The organism is Flavobacterium sp. DSR2-3-3, from assembly GCF_049896585.1.
In the GTDB taxonomy this organism is placed as follows: Bacteria; Bacteroidota; Bacteroidia; order Flavobacteriales; family Flavobacteriaceae; genus Flavobacterium.
Genome location: NZ_JAFCUP010000018.1, coordinates 1 through 12,219 on the forward strand (window position 1 = coordinate 1; position 12,219 = coordinate 12,219).

Sequence of the window (12,219 nt, forward strand, 5' to 3'; positions counted from 1 at the left end):
TCCAGAGAGAATTATAGAAATACAAGAGAAATTAAACAATAGACCAAGAAAAAGATTTAATTTTGAAACACCTAATTTTATGTTTAATCAAAAAGTTGCATTTATAACTTGAATCCTGCTTTTTAAATTAGCTCATTAACCTTGTTATGCATAAATTTTAAATATTTTCCTCTAAGAATTGTTCTGGTATATGGAACTTTATATTTCTAAACTATTCCAATCCAACAGCTTAATTTATTGTAATTTTGTATTAAATTTTGCCAAATGAGTGAGCCAATAATGCTTTTCAAAAAACCATCATATCCTATAAATGATTCCCTTTTGGAGTACTTAGAACGATTTGATCGATTATCTAAAGTTTCTGTTTTTTACGATGATTTATTACGCTTTGCAGGCTCTGTAACGGTGTATGATAAAAACGATGAGGACACCTTGTGGATTAGAGTCTATTATAATGAGTATGAAAGGGAAGAGATAGATTTAAATCTAAAAAAAATCTACTCGCTGTTGCATTCTGATGGAAATTTGGGAATTATTAAATTCCTAAATGTAGATGCTATTGATTACTGCACTTTTGGAAATTCCAAGCCTTTCCGAATAAAAGTCAGAAATATTCTTAATGACAATTACACCCATTTTTACATCAAGAAAGCGGATGCTTCCCGCGTTTATGGGTTAGAGCTGGAACACATACTTTCACCCGATAAAATAAATTTTTTAGTGTACCAAGACACTTTGATAGAAGAACATATCATGGGAATTCCGGGAGACGTTTTCATAAAAACCTTGCTGGCGGATTGTACCGAAACGGAAAAATCGCAAATAGCCAAAGAATTTGTAAAGTTCAATGAGCGCTGTATGATTCGATTATTGGGCGATATGCGTTCCTATAATTATGTGATCGTTCCTACACATGATTTTGATCATGTCGTTTATAAAATACGCGCCATCGATTTTGATCAACAGTGTTACGAAGGGAATTTCAAAGTGTATCGTCCTCAGTTTTTTAAAGAAAATTATCCGATGGTTAAATTGGTCAAAGATAAACTTCAAAACAGTTCTATCGAACAATACAAAGATGAGGAACGATCAGTGCTGGCCAAAAGAATTCTGTCGGCTGAAAACAGAATCAATAGATTATTGGAAATTATGGGTGAAGATGAACTTTCGCCAGAATCTCATTTGAAACAATTACAGATGGAACTTTACCGTTATACTAATGATTTGAATTTTAAAAAGGCAAAATCAATGGGAAATATCATGAGTGCAGCCTTTGAATTTATTACCCGAAATTTTAAAAGCAGTACCTTATTCAAAAGAAAAATTTAAAAGACCTTACATTTGAATGATACCTCTTCAGAAATAAATTGTACTATAAATAACATGAGTAAATATTCCTCCTTTTTAGTTGTTTTTATACTTTTTGCTTGTCAGCAAGAATCAGATTCTTTAACAACACTTTATGCGCTGCCCAATAAACTAAAGGAAGTTTCCGGAATAGTATATACTCCAAATACTAATTTACTTTGGACTTTGGAAGACCATGGGAATACCAATGCAATTTATGGGATAGATTCGAATGGCCAAATCGAGAAAACGATTACCATTGAAAACACGGCGAATATCGATTGGGAGGACATTACAAAAGACGTCGAAGGAAATCTGTATATTGGAGATTTTGGCAACAATGATAATGAACGAACGGATTTGACTATTTATAAAATCGATAAAAACGCATTAACTGCTGAAAGTACAAATCCGGTTTACAAAGTCTCATTTGTCTATCCGGAGCAAAAAAATTTTCCTCCCAAAAAAACCAAAATGTTTTATGACGTGGAAGGTTTTTTTGAGTTTAAAAACAATTTTTATCTTTTTACTAAAAACCGTAGTAAAGGGTTTGACGGAACCGCATTTTTGTATAAAATTCCCAATACGCCCGGTTTTCATCAAGCCGTTTTAATGGAGGAATTCAAAACCTGTAGCGCGTACAATCATTGCGCTATTACAAGTGCAACGATAAGCCCCAATGAAACAAAAGTTGCTTTGTTAACGCATGATAATCTCATTTTATTTGAAAACTTTCAAAAAGATCAATTTTTAAATGGAACAAAAACAGTGTTAGAATTGAATCATTTTTCCCAAAAAGAAGCGGCTTGCTTCATCGATAATGAGCGTTTGTTGATTGCCGATGAAAGAACCAAAAGTGTCGGAGGAAATGTCTATGAAGTCACTATAAAAATGTTAAAATCCAAATCCTAAACCAAAAGCAATTCTCGCGTCTTCACCGGCACTTTTAAAATAAGTCAGTCGTGCCGTTAGCGCATTTAGTCCGTTGAGCCATACTCCTCCACCAATAGACTGATGCCATTTTTCGGAATTTTCGCCTTTTAACCAAACCCTACCGTAATCAAAACCACCTAAGATTCCGTATGACATGGGTATGATGCTTCGCTTAATTTTGCCCAAATTCCAGCGTACATCACTACTCTGGTAAAAAGATTGATTCCCTAAAAAGCGTTCATTTCTAAAACCTCTCAAATCATAGTCACCACCTAAGTTGGCACCTTGGTAAAAATCAAAATTGTTGTTCAATACCATTTTTCCTCTCAGGATAGTGGCTAAAACTAGTTTTCCGTTGGCATCAATTTTATGGTTGAAATTAATTTTACTTTCTATTGCCGGAAAATTTCTTCTAGTATCTTCTAAATTCATTTTCCACGTACCAGCAATAGAAAAACCCATACCCATAGTCGGGAAGGAGGGAACATCGTAATTTTCAAAACTGTATTTTAAGGTTGCTCCTGCAAATTGTTGGTTTTCAAAAACAGCAGGATTTATATTGGCAGAAATGTCTACAAATCGATTCATCGTTTCTTCGACGGTGATTCTTTCAAAACTAGTTTGAAAATGAATTGCACTTCCGTACTTTCCAACTTTTTTTATGGATGGCATAACTTTCAGCATTTTGATGCGAACGCGATTGAAATCCATTCCAAAAGTATCATCATGATTTATAGTCTCATTTCCGTATCCAAAATAATTAATGGTAAAATTCGGACTCGTGAATCGGCTTTCAAAATCTAAATCCCATTTGCCAAATAATTTAGGAAAATTACCAGTGTAAATAAGTTCATACCCTTTTGTGGCAAAAAAATAATTGGCTTTCAAACTGTGTTTTTGGGTGTAAGGATTTTGTTTAAAGTCATTAACAACATAACCACTGACAATTCCTAATTTGATACCGTCATCAGGATTAAAACCAATATTAGGCAGCGCTGAAAAGGAATTGTATTTTGGTTTTTTATAATCGTACAAATTCGTTTCATAATCATCAGATAATAAAAGTTTGGTTTTAGAATCTAATGTGTACGTGTTGTTTTTTGATTTAAAATCATGGATTTTTATTTTTCTGCCATTTTCAACAACATACGAATCTTCATTTTGACCTCCAATTAATCGCACTTTAATTCCTGATTTTGTAGCTCCTATTACTTCAAAAATATCATCATCATCCAGGCCGTAAATCCATATTTTTTTTGTTTTTTTCGCGGTGAAATTCTTAATGTATTGCAATTCTTCACCACTGCTTTTTATACGATACACTTGAATTTTAAGCTTATTTTTTTCGTTGTTTTGAATGACAAATTTGTCTTTTTTATCCGTTCCAACAAGCAAAACAGTGTGTTGCAACACGGAATAATACGTTGCGGCAGAACGATGCAATTCATTTCGTCTTAGTTTCAGTTTGCGTTTGATATCACTGATTGTCTCGTCCTGAACTTCTTTTGGCAAATTAGTAAACGCACCATCAATAGCTGCATCCGATAAGTTTTCCTGAATATATTTTGCTTGTTTAATCCACTCGTTTTCATCGGCAATTTTTATAAAAGCGAGATCTAGGGGATAAGGTTCCCGGTTCATCAATTTGACATTTGACATTTTTTCTTTAAAAGGTTGCATGTGACGCAATTGTGCCTTTTTCATTAAAACAAACAGCAACGCACCGTCATACTTCGGAAACGCCTGATCTCGGTCTTGCGGAATAGGTTTGTAAATTACTTTTTCACCTACCTTATATTCGCCCCAGCTCCATTGATCTTCATGTCTGTCCCAATCTCCTACAAGCATGTCGAACAGTCGAGCTTTGATATAGGCACTTTCATCAACCGAATATTTTTCGTCTTTGTGAAGATTTTTGATAACGTCTTCCGTGCTGATAATGGCAATTGGATTTCCAAAACTTTTCACGCTAATTTGGCTGTCCGTTGGTCGTTCTTCAACAAGGTACAATTCATCTCCAAAATTTGCATTAAAATTTTTTAGTGCTCTATGTTTTGGAATATAATACAGTGCTGGGTTAGTATGCGCTACGCCAATTTTTGCTGCTAAATTCCCAACAGCAAACGGAGTGTAAGGGTGTGCAGTGGTGTAAAAATCAGATAAAAGATCTTCAGCGTAGGTATCTTCAAATTCGTCTTGGATAAACTGATTTTTGAAAGCTACTGTTTGCAGGAAACGCGTAGTGCTTTTTTTCATGGCATGCATCACATATTCCTTCCCTTTTTTGTCAATAAGTTGTAATGAATTTGACTGATTACCGCCTCCAGAACGTTTGGGTTGCAGTCCTCCAAAAAGGGTATCTATGGTAGTTGTTTTTGCCGCTATCGGGAGGCTGTAATATTTTCGAAAATGATTTCCAAAAAAGAATTTATAAAATACCGATTTTTGGGTTTGTTTCGTTGTATAAATGCTGGCAGTGGTCGTTTTAGGAAATGTGGTTGGGAATACTTTGGTTATGTAATCGTCTTTTTGATCCAATACCAATTGCTCATAAATCAGTTTTTCTTTGTCATTTTCCTTGCCGTAAAAAGAAACTTTTGCAGAACCATTTTCATAAACAGCTAATGTGGCATATCCATTGCGGCCATAAGAAAAATCATTAGGGTAAATTGCTTTTGCAGCCTCTGATTTAGAACCAGCACCACTGATAATTTGTTTGATATTATCTTTTTCAATGTATTGTAAATTGTGGTCATGACCTGAAACAACAATAACATTATCTTGATTTTGCAATATGGTTTTTACTCTTTTAATAAAAATGGTGTATTGTTTATTTTGAATATCTTGAGGACTTGCTCCAGTTGTTTTTCGGAAAAAATTAGCTAACGAACCTAAAACTGGAAGTGGAATTTTTTGTTCTAAAGGGAAAAGTTGTTTCTCCACTGAAAATTGTCCTCCGTGAGAGCCATTGCTCATTAATGGATGATGCAGTGCTAAAACGACTATTTTTTCTTGGTTTTTAATCAAAAGATTTTCCAGCTCGACAAAAAAAGCTGCACGAGTTTTGATGGTGCAATCATCGTTAATAGTGGGACTGTCATCCCAATCTTCCAGAAACCATTGGCTGTCAATGGTGATTAGCACTACATTTTTATTTATTTCTAAATCATCAATACCACAACTTTTTCTGGGAAGGAACGACTTTTTATCGTTGAGGTATTCGGATACAAATTTAGCCTGACGTCCCAATCCTTCAATTCCGCTGTACCAGTCATGATTTCCAGGAATGAAAATAGTTTGCCCTTTGAAATTTTTAGACAATTTCAGTTGGTTTGTCAGTTTACTTTCGGCAATAATTCGTTCGTTCGTAAGTTCAGTATTGGGCAATCCTTTCGGATAAATATTATCACCCAGGAATAAAAGAGTAGCATTTTTTGAAGCCTTTTTTAATCGGTCTCCCAAAGAACCAAGCATCTGCTGTGCCGTTTTTTCATTGGTATTTCCAGCATCGCCAATTAAATAAAAGGTGTGTGCAATTTGCGAACTGTCTGTTGCTTTTAGAGCAGTTGGTTTTTTGATGTTTTGTCCAAATTGTGCATGATGAGTGGCGCATGACTGCAACATTAATCCCGACAAGAGTACTATTAAACCTGCTTTATTGAAAGTAATAAAACAATTATCCGAAAATAATTTCATAATTTAGTTGTATAAAATAGGTCCATAAATTTAGTAGAACAGGCCAAAAACTTTTTTGAAAAATTGTTCAAAGATAAACTTTCTTTCTTGCATAGTTATTATAATTTTAATCTCAAAAGACACTACTTGTCTTCCTTTGAAACAATACAATATCTTTATGATATAAATATTTCATAAACAGTAGATTACATCTTTGTTGATGAGTAAATGGGACTACACGATAACTGTAATTCAAAAAAAATCTCCAGCTACTTTCGTAATTGGAGATTAAAATATTTATAGATGTATAACCTGCGCCTGAACACTGATATTTAACTTTTTTCCTCTTTATTAAAATAAACTAAGTAATAGTACATTTGTTTTTCCTCATCCCAACCTTTTTCCACATATTTTTCAGCGCTTTCAGGATTGATGAAATCCATTTTAATTTGGATGTGTGTGTCTAAATTTATGACGTTTTTGATTGATTTTCTGGCATCAGAAACTGCTGCATTTGCAATAGGAAAAGAAGTTACATCTTCAATGCTGTATTTTTCGCCTTTGTCAATTTTGTAATTTTTGAACTCAGGAATTAAGTCTGGGTTGTCTAAAACTTCATTTAGGAAATTAGTTTCTTCAAATTGATCATTTTTGGCAAAATAGTTTACCGAACGGTTCATGAACATCACTTCCTCTTTCTTGTCTTCTGCAGGAAAAACGACATCTTTAGCGAAATTCTGACAAAATTTCAAATATTTCTTTGTAATGAAGTTTTCATCTTCAAAAGCATCTACTGATAAGAAATGTTCCAGCCAATATCTGGCATCGTAGCGGTTGCTGTCAACAGTCAGGATCTTATATCCTTCCTCTTTTTTATAATTAAAGATGATACAACCTTTGTCCAGCTTAGTCAGACTAACACCTTGCTGCAAAATCATTTCCAAGTGCGTTGCTTTTTCTTCAAACTGCAAAAAGTCAGCTTGAATTTCACTTTTGAAAATTCCAATCGCGTCCACTACATTATTATCAATACTGACGTTTGTCAAATAAGTAACATAAACTTCACCATTCTTGATATGCGGGTGATTGGACTGCTCAAATAAGTGCGTCGTGATTTTTTTAGAAACGTCATGAATAGCACCCGGATTATCAAAAACTTCTGTTGCAAACTTGAACATGTCGTTGTAATCCAAATCAATTTCATGAGCAAATTGAAAATAATTTTCTTCTTTTTCTCTAAAAGGTTTAAAGAAAAATTCTTTCATCAAAGGCACAATCTCATCGTTCAAACTAAAAGGTTGTTCCGATAGAAAAATAGCTTCATTTCTACTTTTATTACCCACTCTGTGTATGGATAAGTTCTCGATGTGCGTATTATATAAGTTGATCATGTTTTATATTTTTTAAGATAAAAGAACCAAGATGAAAGATAGAAAAAAGATCTTTTATCGTGACTTTTGATTCTTTATCGTCTCGTTTTTTAATTCCAATTCTCCTCAAATCCGTAGTCCTCAAAACTGTCATCGCCTTCAAACATATCCAAATCATCTTGGTCTAAATCATCTTCAAAACCACTGTGGTAATCATCGGCATTATCCGCTTCAAAGTTTTTTTCCATCGCTTCGTCCGGCATTTCTCCGTGAGAAAAAATAGTTTCAGGATATAAATTTCCAATCACCTGATCTTCAATAGCAGCAAGTTCTACAAGGAAAGTCCACATATTGATGAAATCATAAACGTATAAGATTTTAGTGTTTTCCTTATCTAAAATATCTGATAATTGATAATCGCTCATGATTTTTTGCTCGCCTGGAACATCTCCGGCATCAAAAAGTGAAATTTCCTCTTCTTGGTTCCAAGTTTCATCACAAGTATAAAAAGACGCCACTTCCATTCCGTCAAAACCAAAGGAATTGAAAATAGCATTGTGTAAATCTTCTAAAGTATCGTCTTCAAGTATTGTGATGTCTCTAAAAACATCTTCTTCCGCGTCTAGAATCACTCTAAATTTATATACCATAATCTTTGTTTTTATTGAAAGCTCAAAGGTAAAATATAATTTTAGATTTAGATTTCAGATTTTCGATTTGTTGATAAGATTTTTGCGTATCTATTAATAGTCAATAGGACAATAGGAAAGTTTTTTAAGAATCATATTTCGAAGAATGACATGCGTCAGCAAACTGTCAAAATAAGGTTTCGTTTTGAAAAAATAGTCATAAGTTGACAATCAATCTACAAACAAGAATCGTTTAGGTAGTATTAAATATATGCTATTACGGCCGAAGAAAGAAGGAAAGATTGGAAATTAAAATTTACCAGAAATGACTCCTCGCTAAAAAAGCGGAAGATTACAGTCTGCTATATTGTATTAAATAGAAAAGTGCTGTCAGATTTTAGAAGAAATTCTCACAATCATAAAAAAACTACTTCGTTTACAAAAAAGTGAATATTTCAAGGCAAAGCAGTACACAAATGATGTTTAATGATTTTAGAGATTAGCATCGAGTTATTTATCATGCAAATAGGCTACGCAACGAAAAAAGAAATAAAACTAATGATTTGCTTTTCAGCAAAAGAAATAGAAGGCTTAGAATTACAAATAAAACAGTCAGAAGGTGAAACCCAAAATTGAAAATCCATTTTAAATGTTTACTTAAAATGGTGTAAATACCAAATTTCTAGGTTGCTTGGGCGTAAATTTCAACTATTTGAAAGAAAACCCGGCGTAACAACTTTTGGATTGTTCGTCAACAATTTTACACAATTATTCAAGGCGGTATGTTCTTTTGAGATGTGCACAGAGAATAGGCTTTTATCCTATTTTTTTATAAAATAATTTCTCCTTTTATGATTACGGTATCAATCAGATTACTGCCAAAAGCATAAGGTAATTGATAATAAGAATCAATGGGTTTCGTAATAATTAGATTTGCTTTTTTACCTAAGGTGATACTTCCGTGGGTTTCAGAAATTCCCATGGCGTAAGCTCCATTTATCGTGGCAGCATTTATGGCTTCTTCGGGAGTCATTTTCATTTTGATACATGCAGTTGCCACTACAAAATTCATGTTTCCGGATGGAGTAGAACCAGGATTATAATCGCTTGCGAGCGCAATTGGAAGTCCAGCCGTGATCATTTCTCGTGCTGGAGTGTAAGGAATACTCAAAAAATAAGAACAAGAAGGTAATGCAACAGGCATTGTTTCAGTATTTTTCAACGCTTCAATATCTTTCGGCTTCATAATTTCAAGATGATCTACGGAAAGCGCATTGTATTTTACTCCAGCTTGAATTCCGCCAATGGAGTTGAACTGATTGACATGAATCTTTGGCTTTAAGCCAAATTTAATTCCGGCTTCCATAATTTCTCGGGTTTCTTCAACAGTAAAATAACCCGTTTCACAAAATACGTCTATAAAATCCGCCAGTTTATTTTCAGCAATTTCAGGAAGCATTTTGTTGATGATTAAATCGATATAACCTTGATGGTTTTTTGCGTATTCCGATGGGAAAGCGTGAGCACCCAGAAAAGTTGCTTTTATGGTGATTGGATAATTTTGAGCTAATCGCTGAATCACTCGAAGCATTTTCAATTCACCGTCAACGGTTAATCCGTATCCCGATTTGATTTCAACTGCTCCAGTTCCCAAACGCATGACTTCCTCTAGTCGCACTTTGGATTGTTGGTAAATTTCTTCTTCAGAAGTTTCGTTCAGTTTTTTAGCTGAATTTAGAATTCCACCGCCACGATTGGCGATTTCTTCATAAGTAAAACCAGTGATTCGATCTACAAATTCCTGTTCCCGATTGCCGGCATAAACAATATGAGTATGACTGTCACACCAAGACGGTAAAACCATTTTTCCGTCTGCGTCAATGCACTTTTCTGGATTTACGTTGGGCAAATCCTCCATAGAACCAAAATCAGAAACAACTCCATTTTTAAGTATCAAATAGGCGTTTTTGATTGTTGGTAGAACCGCCATTTCAGCACCTGATACTTTCAAAATTGAAGAATCCCGGACCTGAAGCAACTCTTTAATATTGATGATTAGTGTAGTCATGTTACCTGATAATTATTCAGAAACTTTGATTTCAAACATTTTGTCCCAATTTTTCCCGGTGACAAAAATGGTTTTTGTTTTTGGGTTGTAGGCAATTCCGTTTAAAACGTCAGTATCCTCTAATTTTACAATTTTAGTAGTCAAATCAGCAAGATTGATTATTCCTTCTACAGCTCCATTTTTCGGATTGATGACAGCGATAGCATCTTTTTGGTACACATTTCCATAAATTTTCCCGTCAATCCATTCGAGCTCATTGACTGCTTTTATTTTTGTTTCAAAAGAATATACGTTTAAGTAACCTACTTCTTTAAATGTGGTCGGGTCAATAATCCAAATTTTTTCGGTTCCATCGGATTGGTATAAATATTTTCCGTCATTAGTCAATCCCCAACCTTCAATAGGCTTGAAATAGCTAAACGTTTTTTCTTTTTTGAAAGTATCTGCGTTGTAAACGTACCCTTCATTATTTTGCCAAGTCAGTTGGTATACTTTGTTGTTTAAAATCGTAATTCCTTCACCAAAATATTTGTCAGCTAGTTCGACTTTCTTATAAACTTCTCCCGTTTTATAATTTGTTTTTCTTAAGCTGGAGATTCCTCTGTTTCCTGATGGACCTGAACCGTTCCCTGTTCCTTCATACAGTGTATCTCTGTAAAATTCTAATCCTTGCGTGTACGCTTGAATATCGTGCGGATACGTATTTACGATGGTGTAATTTAATAATTTTGGCTGAATATTAGAAACTAATTCTACTCTTGTAGTAGCTTCTGCGTTTTGCCCTTCATAAAAAACTAAAGCTTTTAGGTTTTGATAGCCCAATTTTTGCTCTTTCAATTCAAAAGTTAATTTGTCAACTCCTTTTTTTGAACCAATTTTTTTGTCATTTACATAATAGACAACGCTATCTATAGTTTTGCTATTAGAATTCAGAATTTCCAAAGAAAGAGCTTCCTGTGGTTTATATTGTTCTTTAAATTTGGAATTATCAAAGGAGAATAAAGTATTAGCACCTTTTTTTGTTTCGTTGCAACTTGCTAAAGTGATTCCTAATAAAATGATAGATAGGAAGTTATAATTTTTCATAGTTTTAATTTTGGATACCCCAATATACAACGTTATTTTTAATGATTAAAGCTCTTGTAAAAATATAAAAAGATTGTATATTTGCACCGGCAAGTCCTACACGACCAGCTCCTGCAGACTCCCCCAGGATGGGAACATAGCAAGGGTACGTGGTTGAGCGGTGCGATGTAGGTCGCTTGCCATTTTTTTTATTTATTACAAAAGTAGTCTTCCTTCGGGAGGATTTTTTTATTTTTGGACCTTTCGTACCGCAAACATCAACAATCATGAAAAAAGTAGTTTTAATTACAGGAGGTTCTTCGGGAATAGGAAAATCTATTGGCGAATTTTTGCATCATAAAGGTTTTGTTGTGTATGGAACCAGCAGAAATCCGGAACGAATTTTAAATTCGGTTTTTCCTTTAGTGGCTTTGGATGTTCGGGATGCGGATTCGATTCATGCGGCTGTTGCCAAAGTGATTGCGACTTCCGGAAAACTTGATGTTGTTATTAATAATGCTGGAGTTGGGATTACGGGACCATTGGAAGAAATTCCGATGCATGAAATAAAGAATAATTTTGAGACTAATCTTTTTGGCCCAATTGAAGTGATGAGAGCAGTGTTGCCACAAATGCGAGTGCAAAAATCAGGATTAATTATCAATGTGACTTCCATTGCGGGCTATATGGGTTTGCCGTATCGAAGTGTTTATTCCGCTTCAAAAGGCGCATTAGAACTCATAACAGAAGCGATGCGTATGGAAGTGAAGTCTTTTGGTGTTCGTATTACCAATGTGGCTCCGGGTGATTTTGCGACAAATATTGCGTCGGGACGTTTTCATGCTCCGGTTCTAAAAGGATCGGCTTACGAAACTCCGTACGGAAATACATTGAAAACAATGGATGAACATGTGGACAGTGGCAGTAATCCGAATAAAATGGCCGAAGCGGTGTATCAAATAATCCAAACTCCGGAACCTAAAATTCATTATAAAGTGGGCGTTTTTATGCAAAAGTTTTCGATTGTTTTGAAACGAATACTTCCTGATAAAGTATATGAAAAAATGCTGATGAACCATTATAAGTTGTAATTTTGCACGAAATTTGTGAGCGTGAGGGATTGCAGTGAAAA

The 12,219-nt window shown here is 34.4% G+C and carries 9 protein-coding genes, 1 other RNA gene and 1 pseudogene; 6 read left to right on the plus strand and 5 right to left on the minus strand.

Annotation, left to right across the window (positions count from 1 at the left end; translation table 11 throughout):
* From ACP7AQ_RS15720 to ACP7AQ_RS15730, 3 genes and pseudogenes are all read left to right on the plus strand, one after another.
* A pseudogene (locus ACP7AQ_RS15720) lies at positions 1 to 112 on the plus strand (IS30 family transposase); the annotation flags it as partial.
* Between the two features lie 152 nt (positions 113 to 264).
* Positions 265 to 1,329 carry a hypothetical protein gene (locus ACP7AQ_RS15725; protein ID WP_426064852.1) on the plus strand — a complete coding sequence of 355 codons (1,065 nt, stop codon included), beginning with the start codon at positions 265 to 267 and terminating at the stop codon, positions 1,327 to 1,329.
* A 54-nt stretch (positions 1,330 to 1,383) separates the two neighbouring features.
* Positions 1,384 to 2,259, plus strand: coding sequence for a hypothetical protein (locus ACP7AQ_RS15730; protein WP_426096129.1), 876 nt, complete (start codon positions 1,384 to 1,386; stop codon positions 2,257 to 2,259).
* Here the strand turns inward: ACP7AQ_RS15730 and ACP7AQ_RS15735 are convergent.
* The 3 genes from ACP7AQ_RS15735 to ACP7AQ_RS15745 form a co-directional block, all read right to left on the minus strand.
* Positions 2,242 to 5,976: a metallophosphoesterase gene (locus ACP7AQ_RS15735; protein WP_426092047.1), complete on the minus strand. Its 3,735-nt coding sequence runs from the start codon at positions 5,974 to 5,976 to the stop codon at positions 2,242 to 2,244. The genes ACP7AQ_RS15730 and ACP7AQ_RS15735 overlap by 18 nt on opposite strands.
* A 311-nt stretch (positions 5,977 to 6,287) precedes the next feature.
* Positions 6,288 to 7,346, minus strand: a complete 1,059-nt coding sequence (locus ACP7AQ_RS15740; RefSeq protein ID WP_426092046.1) for a nucleoid-associated protein — start codon at positions 7,344 to 7,346, stop codon at positions 6,288 to 6,290.
* A gap of 89 nt (positions 7,347 to 7,435) precedes the next feature.
* On the minus strand, positions 7,436 to 7,975 hold the full coding sequence (locus tag ACP7AQ_RS15745; RefSeq protein ID WP_426092045.1) for an IS1096 element passenger TnpR family protein: 540 nt from the start codon (positions 7,973 to 7,975) through the stop codon (positions 7,436 to 7,438).
* A 465-nt stretch (positions 7,976 to 8,440) separates the two neighbouring features.
* Between ACP7AQ_RS15745 and ACP7AQ_RS15750 the strand changes: the two genes are divergently transcribed.
* Positions 8,441 to 8,590 carry a hypothetical protein gene (locus ACP7AQ_RS15750; protein ID WP_426092044.1) on the plus strand — a complete coding sequence of 50 codons (150 nt, stop codon included), beginning with the start codon at positions 8,441 to 8,443 and terminating at the stop codon, positions 8,588 to 8,590.
* Positions 8,591 to 8,783: 193 nt separating this feature from the next.
* Here the strand turns inward: ACP7AQ_RS15750 and hutI are convergent, their stop codons facing one another.
* Positions 8,784 to 10,022 (minus strand): imidazolonepropionase, encoded by a 1,239-nt coding sequence (hutI, locus tag ACP7AQ_RS15755; protein ID WP_426092043.1) that lies wholly within the window; start codon positions 10,020 to 10,022, stop codon positions 8,784 to 8,786.
* A 12-nt stretch (positions 10,023 to 10,034) separates the two neighbouring features.
* Complete coding sequence (locus ACP7AQ_RS15760; RefSeq protein ID WP_426092042.1) at positions 10,035 to 11,108, minus strand: glutaminyl-peptide cyclotransferase; 1,074 nt, start codon at positions 11,106 to 11,108, stop codon at positions 10,035 to 10,037.
* A gap of 87 nt (positions 11,109 to 11,195) precedes the next feature.
* Here ACP7AQ_RS15760 and ffs point away from each other — a divergent pair.
* An RNA gene (gene ffs, locus ACP7AQ_RS15765) (signal recognition particle sRNA small type) lies at positions 11,196 to 11,293 on the plus strand.
* 81 nt (positions 11,294 to 11,374) lie between these two features.
* On the plus strand, positions 11,375 to 12,178 hold the full coding sequence (locus ACP7AQ_RS15770) for an SDR family oxidoreductase (RefSeq protein ID WP_426092041.1): 804 nt from the start codon (positions 11,375 to 11,377) through the stop codon (positions 12,176 to 12,178).
* Positions 12,179 to 12,219: the final 41 nt, after the last annotated feature.